16 protein-coding genes are annotated in these 17142 nt (G+C 67.3%); 11 read left to right on the forward strand and 5 right to left on the reverse strand.

Features of this window, described 5'->3' with window-relative positions; translation table 11 throughout:
• Complete coding sequence (locus VV01_RS21910) at window positions 1–1293, reverse strand: site-specific integrase (protein ID WP_157509258.1); 1293 nt, start codon at window positions 1291–1293, stop codon at window positions 1–3.
• Complete coding sequence (locus tag VV01_RS21915) at window positions 1265–3073, reverse strand: hypothetical protein (protein ID WP_050672195.1); 1809 nt, start codon at window positions 3071–3073, stop codon at window positions 1265–1267. The genes VV01_RS21910 and VV01_RS21915 overlap by 29 nt, the downstream gene beginning before the upstream one ends.
• A 274-nt stretch (window positions 3074–3347) precedes the next feature.
• Between VV01_RS21915 and VV01_RS21920 the strand changes: the two genes are divergently transcribed.
• Complete coding sequence (locus tag VV01_RS21920; RefSeq protein ID WP_157509260.1) at window positions 3348–3557, forward strand: hypothetical protein; 210 nt, start codon at window positions 3348–3350, stop codon at window positions 3555–3557.
• Between the two features lie 412 nt (window positions 3558–3969).
• The gene (locus VV01_RS23650; protein WP_157509263.1) at window positions 3970–4422 is read left to right on the forward strand and encodes a hypothetical protein; all 453 of its coding nucleotides are present in this window, start codon (window positions 3970–3972) and stop codon (window positions 4420–4422) included.
• A gap of 223 nt (window positions 4423–4645) precedes the next feature.
• Here the strand turns inward: VV01_RS23650 and VV01_RS21925 are convergent, their stop codons facing one another.
• Complete coding sequence (locus tag VV01_RS21925; protein ID WP_050672197.1) at window positions 4646–5836, reverse strand: APC family permease; 1191 nt, start codon at window positions 5834–5836, stop codon at window positions 4646–4648.
• Between the two features lie 68 nt (window positions 5837–5904).
• Between VV01_RS21925 and VV01_RS21930 the strand changes: the two genes are divergently transcribed.
• The 7 genes from VV01_RS21930 to VV01_RS21960 all read left to right on the forward strand — a co-directional run bounded on the left by VV01_RS21930 (window position 5905) and on the right by VV01_RS21960 (window position 11495).
• The gene (locus VV01_RS21930; RefSeq protein ID WP_071606617.1) at window positions 5905–6366 is read left to right on the forward strand and encodes a MarR family winged helix-turn-helix transcriptional regulator; all 462 of its coding nucleotides are present in this window, start codon (window positions 5905–5907) and stop codon (window positions 6364–6366) included.
• The gene (locus tag VV01_RS21935; protein WP_071606629.1) at window positions 6363–7367 is read left to right on the forward strand and encodes an IS481 family transposase; all 1005 of its coding nucleotides are present in this window, start codon (window positions 6363–6365) and stop codon (window positions 7365–7367) included. Before VV01_RS21930 ends, VV01_RS21935 begins: the two co-directional genes overlap by 4 nt.
• Before the next feature lie 45 nt (window positions 7368–7412).
• On the forward strand, window positions 7413–7673 hold the full coding sequence (locus VV01_RS21940) for a thermonuclease family protein (protein WP_050672079.1): 261 nt from the start codon (window positions 7413–7415) through the stop codon (window positions 7671–7673).
• A 64-nt stretch (window positions 7674–7737) separates the two neighbouring features.
• Window positions 7738–8229 carry a helix-turn-helix domain-containing protein gene (locus VV01_RS21945; protein ID WP_050672199.1) on the forward strand — a complete coding sequence of 164 codons (492 nt, stop codon included), beginning with the start codon at window positions 7738–7740 and terminating at the stop codon, window positions 8227–8229.
• Window positions 8230–8809: 580 nt separating this feature from the next.
• Window positions 8810–10414 carry a ParB/RepB/Spo0J family partition protein gene (locus tag VV01_RS21950; protein WP_197275241.1) on the forward strand — a complete coding sequence of 535 codons (1605 nt, stop codon included), beginning with the start codon at window positions 8810–8812 and terminating at the stop codon, window positions 10412–10414.
• Window positions 10411–11223: a ParA family protein gene (locus tag VV01_RS21955; RefSeq protein WP_050672201.1), complete on the forward strand. Its 813-nt coding sequence runs from the start codon at window positions 10411–10413 to the stop codon at window positions 11221–11223. The genes VV01_RS21950 and VV01_RS21955 overlap by 4 nt, the downstream gene beginning before the upstream one ends.
• Window positions 11220–11495, forward strand: coding sequence for a hypothetical protein (locus VV01_RS21960; protein ID WP_050672202.1), 276 nt, complete (start codon window positions 11220–11222; stop codon window positions 11493–11495). The genes VV01_RS21955 and VV01_RS21960 overlap by 4 nt, the downstream gene beginning before the upstream one ends.
• 159 nt (window positions 11496–11654) lie before the next feature.
• On the opposite strand, the gene VV01_RS21965 is transcribed toward VV01_RS21960, so the two are convergent.
• Window positions 11655–13790 (reverse strand): hypothetical protein, encoded by a 2136-nt coding sequence (locus VV01_RS21965; protein ID WP_157509267.1) that lies wholly within the window; start codon window positions 13788–13790, stop codon window positions 11655–11657.
• A gap of 1216 nt (window positions 13791–15006) precedes the next feature.
• Between VV01_RS21965 and VV01_RS24175 the strand changes: the two genes are divergently transcribed.
• The gene (locus VV01_RS24175) at window positions 15007–15609 is read left to right on the forward strand and encodes a hypothetical protein (RefSeq protein WP_197275225.1); all 603 of its coding nucleotides are present in this window, start codon (window positions 15007–15009) and stop codon (window positions 15607–15609) included.
• Between the two features lie 53 nt (window positions 15610–15662).
• Here the strand turns inward: VV01_RS24175 and VV01_RS21980 are convergent, their stop codons facing one another.
• Window positions 15663–16010, reverse strand: a complete 348-nt coding sequence (locus VV01_RS21980) for a hypothetical protein (RefSeq protein ID WP_050672090.1) — start codon at window positions 16008–16010, stop codon at window positions 15663–15665.
• Between the two features lie 218 nt (window positions 16011–16228).
• On the opposite strand from VV01_RS21980, the gene VV01_RS21985 reads away from it, so the two are divergent.
• Window positions 16229–17089, forward strand: coding sequence for a hypothetical protein (locus VV01_RS21985; RefSeq protein WP_157509202.1), 861 nt, complete (start codon window positions 16229–16231; stop codon window positions 17087–17089).
• The last annotated feature ends 53 nt before the right edge of the window (window positions 17090–17142 follow it).

The raw sequence follows: 17142 nt of genomic DNA on the forward strand, positions 1-17142 counted from the left end.
TCATAGCCCCAGCACGGTCACAGCGTTGCGCTCCAGCGGCGTGCGCCGACGCACGTACCGCTCCACCGTGGCGGCAGCCCGGTGACCCGAGAGAGCCTGCATCTCGGGCACGGACGCGCCAGCTCGTGCCGCCGTCGTGAGCGCACCGACACGCATCGAGTGACCCGAGTACCCCTCGACGACCAGGCCGGCTCGGGCCCGGCGACGCTTGACGACGTCGTCGACCACATCGGGCGACGGTCGGTACCCGATCCTCCCCGCCCGGTGCACCGTGGACAGCAGCGACATCGAGTGTGGCTGCCTGAACGCATCCGACAGTCGCACCACGGCCTCCGCAGCGGCCCGACCGGGCGGGACGAGGCACAGGTGCTCATCCGGCCTGGGGGTCATGTGGCTCATCGCGACGACCCGCTCGCGGCTGCGGCGGGGCCGGCCGCTCGATGGCGCAGGCAGGCGTTCGTTCGCCACTGCGGCGCGAAGGCGGACCCAGTCCAGGACAGCGCACGGTGCGCACGTCTCGACGGTGCGTCCGCGCGGGATGCCTTTCACGTGCGCCTGGCTGCCGTCCTGATCCGTCTTCGACCGGACCAGGTGCACGTGCAGGCCGTCGTCGAGGTGCCACTCGATGCTGCCCAGGTTGAGGGCGGTGAGCTCGCTGGGTCGGAATGCGCCGGCGAACCCAAGCAACAAGATGACGGCGTCCCGGCGGGCGGCGACACCGTCGGGGTAGTGCTCGTAGTCCTGGGCCGCGAGCATCGTCCGCACATCGCTGAGCAAGATCGGTTGGGCCTGCCTGACCTGCTCGGCGTCGGCCTCGGCCGCACGGTCACGGCGGATGCCCTGCAAGGCGCGTCGGACCACGGCGGAGGTGCCAGGAGGCCGTACGTCTGGGTGCTCGGCCTCAGCCGCCTTGTGGACTGCGTCGATCCCGGCGACCCATCGCGCCAGAGTGGACGGCTTGTAGGCCGGCTGCCCATCCTCACGGTGAGGGTCTGCGGCCTCGGCGATGAAGTTGGCGACGTCGACGGGATCGGCAGGCAGTGCCTGCACGCCGACCCGATACGCCCAGGCCTGCCAGCGCGCCCAGTCGCGTCGGTACGCCTCGCGCGTGTTCGGGGCGTGTGTCTGTTCCAGGTACCGGAGAGTGGCGGTGGTGATCTCCGCCCTTGGGGGTGATTCCGTGGAATCACCCCCAAGGAGGACGGACTGAGGCCGTTCCCTACTCACGGCGGAGCGAGCATCGCCCTCGGGTGATTCCACGGAATCAGATGGATTCATCCCGCACGACCTCATCGTCACTGCTGAGTTCGGCCACGCCGCGCAGGCCCCAAGGTTCCGGGGCAACGTGCGTGCCGCCTGGCAGGCGGCCGAGCATGTAGATCACGGCGTGCTCGCCGTGATCCGGGACGATCCGAGTCTTCACGTTCTCGCCACGCTCGAGACCGGCACGTACAGCGGATGGATCCTCGATGAGTGCCGAGCGGAAGACGTACCCAACGCGCTCAGTAGGGCTGATCGTCCGGCCACACACTTCACGCCGGAGACGATCGCTGAAGAAGAACATCACCGGTTCACCGTTGAGCAACTCCATGCCATGAGGCGCTGAGAGCAGCTCTGGGCTGACGGTGACATGCGCGGTGGTGACAAGCGGGTCATACACCTGACCGCCTTCCTCGATCCGACGCATGACCCGCAAGTGCACCCGATCAAGGTCGGTGACGGACTCCGGGAACGTGAAGTGCGCACCCGTCTTGTCCTGTACGTACGTGAGGTCGGCCACGAATTCATCCATCGAACGCAGATATTCAACGGTCGCATCATCGAGTTGCCACTTGCCGTGGACCCTGCACAGTGACTCCCCGGTAGTCAGGGACAGACGCAGGTCGGAAGCATCGTGCAAGGCGAGGAGCAGACGTGCGGCCAGGCGGACCCTGCTCGGGTCAGCGCCGGGGAAGGGCTCGATCTCCAGGTCCGCGCCCCCCGTAGCAGACGGTGCGTCAGCGGTGACGTAGGGCATCTTCTTCCAGGTGATCGTGACCAGGTCGTAGAACACGTGGCGGAACGTCAGTCCGTGACTACCCGCAGCGACCTGGCTGGCATGTCCCTCGTGGCTCGCGATCGGCTCGCCGTCGGCGCCCAGCACGTCGATTTGCACTGGCGTACGGCGCGCCTTCTCGACGATCGGGTGAAATTCAAGACGGTCGATATCACCGTCGTGCTGCATCCACTGAGTCCCAGTGACGGTGAAGTTCTCGATGACGCTTCCTGGAAGCCGCACCGGTTCAAGCGTCCCGTAGGACATCGCCTCTACGAAGGCGTCAACGTCCGAGTTGCCGCCTTCTCTCCGGACTCCGAAGGACAACGTGACTGGACTGACCTCGTGCGCCCGGGGATGACGTGGCACGAGTTCGTGAACCTGTCGCCCGTTACCGAACGTGACGTTGACGTCCCAGTTGGGATCGACGTCGTTCTTGACGCCCTGGATGTTATTGATCCGCTGAGTCAGGTGGTTGCTCGGGTCAGTGAGCACGGCCGTCTCCAGCCCCTGGATGGCGGCTTTCCACAGCAGATCGTCGCGAGGATGAAGCGCCTTGACTACGCCCAAGTTGTCCGCGACCCAGCCGTTGAGCTCTGCTCGGTCGACGAGGCTGATCTTCACACCTGGGTACTTCGCTGGCAGCTCCTTGTTCAGGTAGGTCCAATCGGAGGGCGTGGGCTCGTACGGGGCGACGAGAACCCACTCGTCGGGGTTGTGCTTCAGCGCGCGCTTCAGTGACGGCTCGATCTGCCCGGACCGTCGGTCCTTGAAGCGGCCGTCAATGCCCTCCGAGAAGCACTTCAGCTGGTAGATGACCTTCCAACCGTCGGTCCGCACCACCAGGATGTCGATCCCGCCGTCGCCTCCTCGGCCATCGACGACTTGGACCGTGGAGCCGGCTGGTTCGCGCGCGTGGATCAGAGTCTCGACGAGTTCGTCGAAGCTGGACTGGTCGAGTTGCGCCCACTTGACGACCGGACCCGCGTCTGCGGCGGCCAGTGCCTTACCTAGCGCGGCCTGCATGCCCTCGTCCACTGCGGCCTCCTCAAGAGGTGATTCCACGGAATCGCCCTGACATCGCGACGTTGCAACGGGAGTCACTCTACGGCGTGATCCGGATAACTGTCATTATCCCCGGCCAGAATCCGCGAAGTTGCACTAGCCAGGGACTCGGGCAAGCATGTAGCGTCCTTCATGATGCGAGATACGTACAGGCCGTGACTTCGAACGGAGTCACCAGTCAGGAGGAGCAACGGTGGAGCCATCTCAAATCCCAGTGGGCGAGCATGTGAGGCGTGATCTGGCGGAGATGGCTGTCGCGAACGAACGAGAGCGCGCCGAGGCCGCCGAGAGCGTGGTCGCCCGGCTTCTCGCCGCCTGCGACGAGCTGGATGCCGAGGCGGAGAGGACGATGACGCGGCCGGAGGGCATGCTCGGGACGAGCCTGATCCGACACCTGATCGCAGGCGGCACACTCGACACCTATGACGAGCTCGGTTCGCACGAGGGGCAGTCGTGACAGGCGAGGACGCTTTCGGGATCTACAGGGCGCTCGATGCGGATCGCAATCGGGTGGCCGACCAGGTTGTTCGCGCCGCCGACGCAGTCGCAGCGTTGTCCGGCTATCCAACGCAACTTCCGCTGAAGGAGGCCGTGAACCGAGTGCTGGCGGGCGCCGGCCAAGGTGAAGCAGCGGCCGCTGGGATGAGCCCTGGGGCGGGCCTGACGCACATCGTTGCCGGAGCTCGAACGCTCCAGGAACGGGCACGCGCCTTGGAGCTTCTCGCGGCAGCAGTGGCCCGCGAGGAGTGTGGCGTCACCATTCGTCAGCTCGCCTCAGCCGCTGGGATCAGCGAGCGAGCGGCTGCCGAGCGGTATAAGCGGGCGCCAGCGACCGATTCCGTGGAATCGCCAGCAGACGGAAGCGCGCGATGAGCCTCGACTCTCTGTTCATCGTTGCAGGGTTCAACAACTCAGCGGAACGAGATCAGTTCCTCGCGAGAACGGCAGACCACTTGAAGGACGCTGGCCTCGAACCACAACCAGCGGTGGGACTCGCTGACGCGAGCCTGGAGCGTCTCGCGTTCATCGGCAGCATGGCGCGCTATGTCGATCCCATGGACCCAGGAGACGCTCGTCATAGCTATCGGTCGATGGTGCAGGCGCAAGCGGTTGCCCTACTGGGAGCAGCCCGCGGGCGCACGGTGCTCTACACACACGACTCGATCGACTGCAGTGACGTCATCGAGATCCTCATGGACGCGGCCAGAGGAGAGGTCGAAGTCGTCGATGAGACGTGGATAGCCAGGATGGGCAGTACAACCGATTCCGTGGAATCACCCCGGCGTCACACCTCTAGATGTTGCGGGTCAGGAGGTTGTTGACGGCTGTTTGCGGCGCAGGTAGCACCAGGTGAGGCAGGCCACGGAGACTGCTAGCCCGTAGACGGGTCTGGTGCCTGACTGGATGAGTGTCGCGAGCATTGCTGGGACGAGTAGTGCGTTGAGCGTGGTCCGTAACCGCACGCCGACGGCGCGGACGTAGGCGGCGATGCAGATCAGGTAGATCATCACGAAGACTGCGCTGCTCGCTGCTAGGTGTTGCGGGTCAGGAGGTTGTTGACGGCTGTTTGCGGCGCAGGTAGCACCAGGTGAGGCAGGCCACGGAGACTGCTAGCCCGTAGACGGGTCTGGTGCCTGACTGGATGAGTGTCGCGAGCATTGCTGGGACGAGTAGTGCGTTGAGCGTGGTCCGTAACCGCACGCCGACGGCGCGGACGTAGGCGGCGATGCAGATCAGGTAGATCATCACGAAGACTGCGCTGCTCGCTGCTAGGGCTCCCACGGTGAGGTGGGGATTTGTGGTGAGTACGACGATGGTCACGCTGAACAGTCCGGCGAGGAGCGCGGTCCTGGCCAGTGGTTGTCTCGCGAGCTGGCGGGGTAGCTGTCGTTCGGCGACGGCGCTGGCGATGAGTTGATCGACGCCGCGTACCCAAGCAGCGGCGTTGATGAGCATGGCAGCGAGCCCGACGAGAGCGACGCCGGCTTGCACGCTGGGACTGGTGGAGATCTGCAAGAGGCCTGTGACCGCGTTTACCGAGTGGCGGTCGATGGTGCCTGCGATGGTCAGTGTCAGTCCGAGCGCGAACGTGCCGTAGACCGCCAACGCGGCGATGCTGACGGGGAGGAAGTCTTGTATCGGGTCGCGTAGATCACGCCCGAGAAAGGTCAGATTTTCGAACCCTACGAATGCCCAGAACGCCAGGAGCACACCGGGCAGCACTGATCCCCAGGCCGAGGCGTCAGGCACGACGTGCATCGCGTGGGTCCCGTGGCGGGCACCCGTCACGATGAGGAAGACACCGGTGACGACGAGGACGGCGCTGCCGCCAAGTTGAACGTTTCGCCCGGCTGTGCCGCCGAGCAGGTTGGCTGCAAGGGCCGCGACAAGAATGGCCACCGCGACGATGGTTGGTGACCGGGGCCATCCCAAGCCGTCCTCGGCGTACTGCCCGGCCACGATGCACCCAGTTGGCAGGCCGACAACCACCACGAACAGGAACATCAGCGGCATTGCTGAACCGGCCCAGGGGGCAATCCCGCGAGTGACCAGCTGCTGGATGGCGTTGCCGTCACCGGACAGGGCCATGGCGTCACGGAACATCAGCAGCATGGGTACGCACGCGGCCGCGGAGATGATCCACACGGCCACGCTGGCCGTGCCTGCCTCGGCGTACACCGCCGAAGGCAGGCTGAGGATCCCCGATCCGGCGATTGATCCGAAGGCGAGAGGCACTGCCGAGATCCGAGTGAGTTGCCCGGTGCGAGTTGGTGGCATGTGACCATCGCACCTAATATGACAACATGTTGTCAAATACGGAACGGGCAAAAGTGTCGGCATATCGGCTGCTGATGGCGAACGTCTACGAGCTGGCGGCAGTCAGCCGCAGGGAGAGCGAGGTCTTCGCGCGGCAACAGAGCGTGACGGTCACGCAGTGGCACACCATGAGTGTGTTGTCGGACGGCCACGCCGCGAGCGTCCCGCGAATCGCTGCACGGCTGGGTGTGACACGTCAGGCGGTGCAGCGGGTTGCCGATCAACTGGTGAATGGCGGGCACGTGGAGCATGTGAGCAACCCCCGGCATGAGACCTCACCGCTGCTTCGCCTGACACCCGCGGGCGAAGACGTGCTCACGACATTGTGGGAGCTCAGCGATGTCCCCCGTGCCGCAATGCTCGCCGGAATCGACGCTGAGAAGATCAGCGAAGCGGCCGGCACGCTTCAGGCTCTAATCATTGGGCTCAAAGGCGGCGAGTCACGGTGAGAAGCCACGCGAACGCACCCCTGTCGGCCGAGGGTCGACGCCGGCTTATTGAACGCTGCAAGACACGCCCGATAGCGCATGTCGCTGCCGAGATGGGCATCTCTCGTGCGTGCGCGTCGAAATGGGTGAATCGGTGGCGGCAACACGGCGAGGTCGGCCTACGGGACCGATCGTCGACGCCGCACCGTCAGCCCACCGCGACGCGGCCCGACGTCGTGTCACAGGTCGAGACGATGCGGCGAGAACACAAGTGGTCGGCATCCCGAATCACGTTCGAACTGAACGAGACTGGCACAACGATCAGCCGCCGAACCGTGACCCGGCTGCTAGCGCAGCTCGGATTGAACCGGCGCAAGTTCATCGACCCCGGCGGCGACACCAACCGCGCACCGCGCGTCATCATCGCCAAGCACCCGGGGCACATGGTCCACGTCGACGTGAAGAAGGTCGGGCGCATCCCCGACGGCGGAGGGTGGCGCGCCCACGGCCGTGACTCCGAGCAAGCCCGAGCCGCGGCACGCGCGAAGACGAAGACCGGCACACGCGGGTACATCTACCTGCACTCTGCCGTCGATGGCCACACGCGGATGGCGTACACCGAACCGCTGCCCGACGAAAGGGCCGTCACCGCCGTTGCTTTCATGCACCGAGCCAGGGTCTGGTTCGCCGCGCACGGCATCACGCACATCGAGAAGATCGTCACTGACAATGGTGCCTGTTACCGCGCCGACGCGTTCGCTCGAGCACTCTTGGGTGCCAAGCACAAGCGGACCAAGCCCTACACGCCCAAGCACAACGGGAAAGTGGAGCGATACAACCGAATCATCGCCGAGGAACTCCTGTACGCCCGCACCTGGTCCAGCGAAGCCGAGCGATCAGCAGCCATCGCGGTATGGAACATCCACTTCAACTACCACCGACCCCACGGCGCAGCCGACGGTCAGCCACCCGCATCGCTCGCTCCGGCGACCGTCACCAACGTCGTGGCCTCCTACATCTAGATGAAGATGGCCTGACGGGTGCAGCAACCCCCGCCAGGCCGGACCGTGACCCGTCTGGTCGGCGCGCAGGCGGTCACCTTGACAGTCGACTCCGGCCAGTACGAGCGCGACACCTACGGACGACTGCTCGCCTATGTGCGGACGTCGGCAGGTACGAACGTGAACGTGCGCGTGGTCGAGCAAGGGCACGCGACGGCTCGCACGTCTCGGCCGCCGCTGGCCCAGCATGACGAGCTCGAGCAGGCCGAACGGTCCGCGCGCGTCGCCCACCACGGGCTCTGGGCGTACTGCGACCACAAGCACTAAGGAACGGGCGCGCCCAGGTCTCCAGGCTGTCCCATTGATGGGACGGCGTGCTAGTGTCCCAGCCATGGGACATCGTGATGACTACTTGGACTCCGACGAGCACTGGGACCCGGCGCTCTCCCGCGATCAACGGCTGGGCAGGTGGTGGTCCTCGGCCTCGTTCGGCCTCGCGCTGAGTGGCAAGGCCGCACATGCGCTGGCTGCCAGCGAGGATGCGGTCGCGGTTGCGGAAGCGGCGCGCGACCTGGTCCAGCACCAGGCCGTCTACGCGCTCCTGGAGGAGGGGCACAGCGTGCGCGCAATCGCCGATCAGCTGCAGCTCTCGAAGAGCAAGGTCGGCCGGATCGCCAAGGCATTGAGTCGTGACGGGCGGCTCGCGGACCTGGGCTTCGGCTTGGCGCGCGCCGACGTCGACCCAACGCGCGCGCTGGTCCTGGCGGCGTGGCAGTTCACGTCGATCGCTGACGCGGACCACGATCACCCTCGGGGCAGGCGTCCGTCCCCGGAGCCGACGGAGCCGACGAACTTCGGCGGGCTGAACGGGCCGACACCGTAGGCAGGCGCTTCGGGGGACCGATTCCGTGGAATCACCGTGGCGTCACACCTCTACGTGAAGATGGCCTGAGCGGGTGCAGCTACATCCGCTCAGGCCCAGACCGAGAAGCGGAGTCTCGATCATGCGCAAGTCTACGAGTCAGCAGCGACTCGATGGCCGGGATCTGACGAGCCTTGCAGCGGTGGATCGTGCACGTCTCCTAGGAGCAGCACCCGGCGTGCAGGCCTGGTTGGAATGGCAGGCGGCGCAATGCCTTCGGCTGAGTGGTCTGAGTGTCCGCGAGGTCGCGACCGAACTCGACGTGAGCCGCGTGCATGTCGTGAAACTACTCAGCTGGTCCTGGAGGCGTGTCTCGCACCAGGACTCAGCGCAGGCGTTTCAGATCTCGGCGGTCGTCGCGGGGGCAGCGAATCCTCCGCCTTGGGCTCGGCGCTGACCGTCAGACCGGACACCCCAGTGGCCGGGCCGGACGAAACGACCGGCCCAGTTCGGCGACACGTCCAACACTTCTTCCGCGGTTATTGACACCATTGCCAGTAATGGTGATAATGGTGTCAATAACTCGGTGAGGAGAGATCTGGTGCCAACAAAGAAGCGGACGCCGGGGTTCGGCGGGAAGGGTCTGGCGGCGGTGGCGTCGGACGGTCAAGCGGGTCGGCCGGCGCGCCGGCCGGGGTCGCGGTCGATCGCGGCAACGGTGCGAGACGCCGCGTCGCACCACGATGAGGCGACGACGCGGATTCCGTTGGAGGACATCGCGCCGTACCCGCACAACCCGGCGTGGCGTGAGGACGGGACCAGCGAGAAGACCAAGCGTCTCGCGGACTCCATCGGCGAGGTCGGCGTGCTGCAGCCGATCCTGGTGGTCTCGGCCGCGGACTACCTGAAGCATCACCCGGAGGACCGGGAGGCCATCGCTGACCGGCCGTGGGTCACCCCGGCAGGCGTTCGGCGCTTGACCGCGTCGCGACTGGCGGGCAAGGAGGACATTCCCGCGACGGTCCGCCCTGAGCTGGCTGCGCAGATCGGGTTGATCCCGCTGCACGAGAACGACCCTGACCTGCGGTTGGCGTTCACTCCTCTGGAGGAGGCGCGGCAGATGCAGCGGGCGATGGATGAGCAGGGCCTGTCGCAGCGCAAGTTGGCCGAGCACCTGGGCCGGGCGCAGGGGCAGATCAGTAAGAGGCTGGCCTTGCTGACGTTGCCGGCGTCGGCGCAGGAGGCGCTGGAATCGGAGGCGATGCTCGTCACGGACGCACCGCTGGTGCTGGAGATGCTGGGTCAGGTCGACCTGAGGCAGCGCGAGGAGGTCGTCGCGGCGTTCGACGAGCGTCTGCGCAGCAGGTGTGCTGCCTCGGCTGAAGCGGTGCGCAAGGAGACGTTGATGGCCTTCGTGCGCGAGGCGCGTAACGAGATAGGGCAGCGGCGGGCACGGCGTGAGGCTCAGGAGGTCGCTGACCGGGAGGGTCTGCGCGTGATCGAGCCGGGCAAGACGCTCGGGGTGGGGTGGCAGGAGCACCGGCTTACCGACGCTGAGGCGATCGAGCAGGCGCGCGAGCAGGGCGACCTGGCCGTGGCGGTCAGCGGTGAGGACACCGTCTACTTCCGGGTGTCGCCACCGCCGGCGACAGCCGCGCGTGCGGCCGAGCGCAAGGCAGCCCGGGATGAGCAGGCCGAGGCGCGCAAGGCCGCGCAGGCGCGCGAGCAGCACCTGGTGACGGTGCTGGCGGTGAAGCCGAAGGCCGGCGAGCTCGTGGCAACGCTCGCCGACGGACTGCTGCGCGGTCGCAGCGTGAACGGGGTGCAGGCGACCTTGGCGCGCACCCTTGCCCAGGGCGCCGGCGTCGGTCCCAGTGCCGAGCGGACGCAGGACGACTACGAGTGGAAGCAGCTCGCGCAGACTCACGCCGAGCGGCTGCACCTGGCCTGGATCAGTGCTGTGGCCGCGCAGGAGGTCGATACCCGCGCACCTCACCACACCTGGGGTGCGGCCGACTGCGACTACCTCGCCTGGTTGACCGACCGCGGGTACGTCCCGACGCCGTGGGAGAAAGACCAGCTCGCGGCGGCCCGGACGAGGACTGATGACTCCGTCCCGACCAGCCCCGATGAGGACACCGAGACGACCGAGCAGGACGACCCGCAGACCGATTCCGTGGAATCAGCCCAGGAGGAGCAGGCATGAGCAGCACCCAGCTGAACGCGACCAACGGCCAGGCGGTCAAGGTCATCACTGTCGCCAACCAGGCCGGCTCGGTCGGCAAGTCCACGATGGTCGCCGCACTGGCCGCGCTGCTCGCCGCAGACGGCAAGCGGGTACTGGTGGTGGACGCTGACTCTCAGGCGAACGTCTCCCACTCGCTCGGGGTGGCTTCCACCGAGGTCGCCCACCACACCGGTGACGTGCTGCTGCGACGCGCGGAGATCCTCGACGCGCTGGTGGAGACGAACACCGACGGGGTGCTGCTGCTGCCGGGCCACGCCGACCTGGCCACCGACCTGGTCGAGCTCAACTCCATGCCGATCGCGGCGCTGCGGCTGCGCAAGCCGATGCAGGAGGCGGTCGCCGAGCACGACATCGACGTGGTCCTGATCGACTGCCCGGGCAGTGTGTCGTTGCTGACGGTGATCGCGCTGGCGGTCGCCACGAGCGTGGTGACGGTGACGATGCCGTCGCTGAAGGAGGTTCAGGGCATCGCGCCCTTCATGTCCACCGTGCAGGACACCGCCGAGGAGCTCGAGCTGGACATCCGCCTGGACGCGATCATCCCGTGCGCGGTGCCACCGGCCAACGCCGGGCGGGTGTACTCCGAGGCGCTGGCCTGGCTGGACGACAACTACGGCGAGCTGCTGACCCCGACGGTGCGTCGCACCGCGCTAGTCGCCGAGGCGGCCAGCAACGGGGTGCCGGTCACCGCGTACGTCCCGCACGAGGACGTCTCCGACGACTGCCGGAAGGTGCTGGCGGACCTGCAGGGACGGGGAGTGCTGTGAGCGACGAACCGCGGCGCGAAAGGCTGGCCACCCAGATCACGGCCAGCACCAACCAGCGGATCCGCGCGGCCACGGTCGGCATGCAGCGGCGCGTCGACCCCGGCTACACGCTGGCGCAACTGGTCGATGAGGCGCTGCGCTCGTACGTGACGCGGCTGGAGAAGGAGCACAACGACGGCCAGGCCTGGCCACAGCTGGAGCGCCTACGCCCAGGCCGGCGTGTCAGCCCGCGACGGGCCTCCGACGGGGACCGATCATCCGAGACAGGGTGATGGCTGCGAACCGTCATGCAGCGCAACGGCATCCAGCCCTTCCGGCTTCAGGAAGGGCTGGATGCGCCCTCTGGCGCGGGGCTCGAACGGAACTCCTTCCCGTCGCCGGCGCCCGAGCCACCTGCTGACCAGTTCGACAGTTACCCGACCAGCTCAGCGTCAGCCGGTTTCGACGTCGCGGCGCGTCGTCCTGCCGCCGCTATCGACGAGCAAGAACTCCTCGTCGCGCCCGGCCGCGGTGCTAGGCAGCGCAGCCGCGTGCTCGCGCCGCGAAGTGGCTAGCGGGGTGCCACGGGCGATGCCGAACCGCTCTCGGTGACGCTGCCACGCTGCGGCCTTGGCCTGCTGCAACGGCTCGGGCAGCCGCTGGTAGCGGTACTGGCGCTCGATCGACCGACGTACCCAGGCATCCATCGTGTGGCCGTCAACCCAGGCGTCGTGGCGGGCTGCCTCATCGACACCGGCGCGCACGCGCCGCTCGGCGAGCTCAATCTTGACGCGTTCCTGCTCAACCACTGAAAGCCCCGCGAACTCTTCCTGGCGGGCACGGCGCCGTTCGGCCCGTTCAGGAGCCTCTAGACCGTCCCACCAGGCCTGCTCACGGGCCCGATTGGCTTTCAGCTCCGCCGCCTGCTGCACGCTCCACTGGGACACGCCGCCCGCCCTGTACTCGCACCGTTCCTCGACGACCTGGTCGTGGACGCACCTGTAGGCCGTCGCCGAACTCTGTGCGTGCTCGGCGGATGCATCCGCACGAATCGCCCACTGGCCGTCCACGTCGCACTCGGCCATCCCGGCCCGTCCCAACGCGCGCAGCGCAGCACGCGCCGAACGCACCTGACTCGGAGTCAGCGCCTCAGTTCGACTGCTACTCATCCCGGCCAACGTCGCCACCACCTCCACAGTCACCGGCTCTGGACACCTCGAGAGAGCCCGCCATACCGAGTGGCATACCCGAGGGAGAGCAGACCAGCAACCGCGGGGCGCGCGCGGGGAGGGGGTGTGAATCCTTGGTGGGGGGATTTCCCGCACTCCTTGTTCCGGAGCCGTGTCGATCACGAACTCATACGACGTCTGCGCCGACCGGGCAGGCTGGAAGGTCGTCGTGTCCAGCACCCCTAGCCGCCCGTGGAGCAGCTGCAGCACGCTGCGGATGGTCTTGCGGTCGGTGATGCCGGTCTCCACGACCAGGTCCCGTTCTGGGCACGGCACCCGCATCTGCTGGGTCCGCTCGATGCGGTCCAGCAGGTGGTGTCCGACCAGCAGCAGCGCCGGACGCCGGCGGGCTGGCAGAGACCACATCACCTCCTCGAGCCGGGCCCGGCCCTGCTCGACCGCGGCCATGACCTGGTCGTCGACGGCGTACTCCGGTGCGGCGGCGTCCATGTCCCGCACGGCCCTGTTCCACACCGCGCGCACCCACCGCCGGCGACTTGCCCGGGCCTTGGACATCGCGCTCGGGTGTGCCACCTGGATGGCTTCCCAGGCGGCCTCGACGTCGAACCCGGCCCGAACCATCGCCCCGGTGCAGATCAGCTCGTAGGTGGAGCGAGACCGGTCCTGCCCACCGATCCGTGGCAGCGTCCCGGCGCGCAAGTACTCCTGCCACTCCCGGGGCAGCGGTCGCCGGCGACGCGGCCGCGGCGTCTCCGGGGTCACTGCACCCACCGCCGAGCGTGTCGCCGGCCGCGGCGAGGCAGGCGTGATCTCCGGCAAACTCCTCAGCGCGGCACGCAGGTCACCGTACGGGCGAGTCCAGCCGCCGCACCGGTGCGGTGTGGACAGCGGACGCACTGCACTGCGGACATCCACGTTCGGTGTGCTCACACCGAACCGGGCTCGCACCGACGCTGCGTAGGTCTTCAGCTCCTCGAGCTGGCCGTTGTGCGCCACGAACACGTGGTGACGACCGTCCGCGCCTCCGGACGGTCGGACTAGGTGCCACAGCGCTGCGCGGTCGCACCAGCGCGCAACATCCTCCGCGATCGCGTGACCGGCCTCGCCGGCGACGTCGACATCGACGACGCACACCCCGTCACGCAACCGGCCGACAACCGACGCGGCCGAACCCTTGCCGATCAGGGTCAGTCCTTGCTCAAGCGTGGCCACGTCGACGCGCGGCACCCGCACGTTCGATGCGTCGATCACAAACCAGCGACGACCGAACAGTGCGGCGTCCAGCTGGGCCACGACGCGCGGGACACGCGCGCCCTTTTCACCGCGCTGCTTGGACATGTCCGAGCGCGCGGGTACAGTTTCGGGTAGCACAAAGCCACCTCTCGCGGTGAGGTTCATATTTGGGACTGGGCTGATGCCCGGTTCAGACAAAGCTCCTGTTGGCCCAGGGGCTTTTGTCATGTCGGGGCCCTGCCCCGAGCGGGATCAGGACGCTTGGCGACCTCCCCGCGAAGACCACTGGCTGGCTCCCGGCAGCCGCTCCTCGCCATCTACGCGCGGCACGCGGCCAGGCTTACGTGGCTGTGCGTCCAGGCGGCCGAAGACTCTTCGCTCCAGCAGAGCCTGGATCGTGATCCCAGCGGCCTCGGCGTCTCGCTTGAGCCGCGCGTGGTCGTCAGGACTCATTCGGAAGAGATAACCGGACGCGCGCTCGTCTGAGGTCGCTGCACTAGCCATGCCAGATATCTCACCGCAGATCGTGGCCGATATCCGATATGACACGCCGAGGCGCCCTGCTGGTTCACATTCACCGCTCAACCGCGGGACCTTGGTTGTGACCTGGATTCGTAGGGTCCTTCTCCTCCGGGCGACACCGTGCGCAGCCCTCATCTGCCGACGGCTGCCGTGCCGCCGCAGCAAGCGTCACGGCACTGCTGCTGACCGACATCGTCGTCTCGCTCACATCGACGAGGTGTTGGGCCTCTGCGGCAAGGTCCTTGCGGACGGGCTCGGGCAACGGGCTTGCCCGATTGGCGTGCACGTCCCCGGGGGGTACGAGCGCTGCTTCGACCCGCCGCTCGTCGCCCCCTCGAGCGACGTAGGCCTCGCCAGCCTCACGCGTCCAAGCCGCCAGAGTTCGGGCCGAACCGCTCAGGTCTGGTTCCTGCGTGACAACATCTCGATGCACGCAAGAAAGCTCCGCAGCTGAGACCATCGCCTGCTGGACCGTCGCCGCAGCCTGGCCCAGGTCGACGCGCCCAGCCATGGTCTCGGGAGATGCCCATCGAGTTCGGTCGAACGCGACTTCATGTATCGCTGCGCGCACCTCGTTCGCTGCGTGGATCAACGCTGGGTCACTTCTCTCGCCGCGGGTGATGAGCGCGCTCCACCGGTTGGCCGTCCCCGCCCATGCTCGCTGGTTGGCGTCCAGCGCAGGGCCGAGCCGATAATGGAAGGCGTCACCGTCGATGTGCCCCGTCTTGGATGCAGCGGCCAGGATCGCGGTGCTCGCGGTCGCAACCATCGCTTGGGTGCGTGAGGACAGGTGGAGGTTGGCGACCGTGGGCGCTACGGCCAGACTGCGGTGAGCTTGGACGTCCCAGGTGGCCAGTGCTTGATGAAGTCGCCCTGTTCCTCGCGGTGGGTCAACGTGTTGGCCGGCCATCGCCCGGCTGAAGCGGTTGCCGACGTAGGCGCCTGCGACCTGTTCGAAGGCAGCAATGCGTGTGCCGGCCTCCCGCCCGCGGGGAAGGGCGCGAGTATCCCGTGTAGTGGAACTACGACTTCTGGTGCGCCGAACGTCTTCGACGTGGTGGTGGACGGCAACACCGACGGCGTGCGCCCCGACGTACAAGGTGTGCATCACCCTCATCCGAGCCGCGCTGAGGTCCGCCCGCGCGGCTGGGGTGTGCAGGCGTACATCTCGTCCGGGACCGGCGGCGAGCTCCGCAGCTCTGCTGAGGTTATCGGCAATGCTCAGAAGCCGCTCGTCTGCGGGGCCCTCACCGGGCCAGCCCTGGCTGAGCTGGGCACGGTGCTGAGCCTGGCTCATCGCCTCAAGCCGCTGCATGGTGATGCCGTCCACGGGGCTCGGATTCGGTTCGGTGGGCAGAGCGGACCACAGGTCGCTGGCCACCTGAACGACTTCACCCCAGGTCCGCAACATAGCGGGAGCATCGTCACCCTCGGCATCCATGAGCAACTGCCGGGCCTGTAGGTCGGCATCGAGCAGAAGTTCTCCGATGGCTCTCCGGTCGGCTGGCGCCGTACTCACGAAGTCGCCTCCCGCAGCAGATCTGCGATTCCGACGACTACCGACGAGAATCCAACGGTCGTGTCGTTCACAGGCACCGAACGGGCGAGTTGCTCGGCGATCCGCAGTAGCTCTGTGGGGTCCTCCTGAGTCGGCCGGGGCCAGTACGGGTCGATCTCTCGCGGTACGAGCAGAGCGGTCTCGGCGGCGAGCAGGTGGATTCCCAGGGCATGCACGTGTCCGACAGATCGTGGGCCCTGGGCGGCCGCACCCTCGGCGGCGCGAGCGGCTGCATGGTGCAGCAGTCGTGCGATCGTGGCGATCGTCTCCTGGGTGTCGTGCGGCGCCAGTGCTGGTGTCGTCACGGTGTCTCCTTCCGATGTATGTGATCTGCCAACATCCAGCCAGGTCCTCGTTGGCGCTGCGCTGCTGATGCGGTGGCTGTGGATAACTTCGGGTGGCTGTCCGGGGTGAGGGCGAGACTTGACCTCGCAAGCCCTAAGGACCACGGGCTTCATCTGGCGGCAACGGGCCGTCAGTTCAAGGCACTTGCACTAGTGGCCGTGCCGAGAGGGTGGTCTCGATGATGAGTCGACGCAAGATGTGCCGGGCCCTCAGTGATGGCACCGGTGTGGTGGTGAGCACGGTCGCCATCTGCGCGGTGGGTGCCCTGATGCATCCCGTGCTGGGCGCGGGCCTGTTCGTGGCAGTGCTGGTGGCCGTCGTCATGCTGGTGACTGGCCGGGCCGAATCCCTCGCCGTGCGACTCCTGGCGCGGGCGCGGGCGCCGCGTAAGTATGAGCTCGCGGCGCTGCGGCCGGCGGTGGCGGTGCTCGAGGAGCGTGACCTCGCTGCTCCTGCAGTCGACCTGGTGGTTCGGCAGGGCCAGGAGCCCATCCGCGTCTCCGCGGCAGGCCGGCGCACCGTCGTGGTCTCGGAGGGCCTCATCGAGGCAGTTGCCGCCGGACGGGTCCGTCCGGTCGAGGTAGCGGCGCTGATGGCGCACGCTATTGGTCGGATTCGGCTGGGTCAGACCCGCTACGACGTCGCACTCGAGTTCTGGATGATGCCGTGGCGGGCGCTGCAGACGTTCGGTCGGGGCGTTGGCCGCGGTATCGGGTGGTTCCCGTTGGTTGCGCTGGCGTGGCGGCTGCGGTTCGTCACCGGTGCTGTTGCACTGGTGCAGGCAATCGACGAGGGCCGGACGGTCTTCGGGGTGCTCGGGGCAGCGGCGATCGGCTTGTCCTACGTCGTTCCCTGGGCCGAGCGTCAGGCGGACCTGTCGGCTGAGGACGAGGCAGACCAGTTCGTCATGACTGTCGGTCTGGGCGATGCGTTATCCCGCTTTCTGGAGCGGGGTCGTCGTACGCCCCGCGTCCTGGATCGCGTCCATCGCCTTCGGCCGCGGCCGAAGGCGACGCCGACGCATCCGGTCGCGTTCTGAGGTCACGCGAGAGGCCCGGTCACCCAAGCCGGGCCCGAGCCTCTCACGTGCGG

Source organism: Luteipulveratus halotolerans (genome assembly GCF_001247745.1).
Classification (GTDB): domain Bacteria; phylum Actinomycetota; class Actinomycetes; order Actinomycetales; family Dermatophilaceae; genus Luteipulveratus; species Luteipulveratus halotolerans.

Coding starts and splice junctions, on each gene's coding strand:
- VV01_RS21910 (WP_157509258.1), bottom strand. CDS start 1,293: ATGAGGTCGTGCGGGATGAATCCATCTGATTCCGTGGAATCACCCGAG.
- VV01_RS21920 (WP_157509260.1), top strand. CDS start 3,348: ATGGCTGTCGCGAACGAACGAGAGCGCGCCGAGGCCGCCGAGAGCGTG.
- VV01_RS23650 (WP_157509263.1), top strand. CDS start 3,970: ATGAGCCTCGACTCTCTGTTCATCGTTGCAGGGTTCAACAACTCAGCG.
- VV01_RS21930 (WP_071606617.1), top strand. CDS start 5,905: ATGTTGTCAAATACGGAACGGGCAAAAGTGTCGGCATATCGGCTGCTG.
- VV01_RS21945 (WP_050672199.1), top strand. CDS start 7,738: ATGGGACATCGTGATGACTACTTGGACTCCGACGAGCACTGGGACCCG.
- VV01_RS21955 (WP_050672201.1), top strand. CDS start 10,411: ATGAGCAGCACCCAGCTGAACGCGACCAACGGCCAGGCGGTCAAGGTC.
- VV01_RS21965 (WP_157509267.1), bottom strand. CDS start 13,790: ATGAACCTCACCGCGAGAGGTGGCTTTGTGCTACCCGAAACTGTACCC.
- VV01_RS21985 (WP_157509202.1), top strand. CDS start 16,229: ATGATGAGTCGACGCAAGATGTGCCGGGCCCTCAGTGATGGCACCGGT.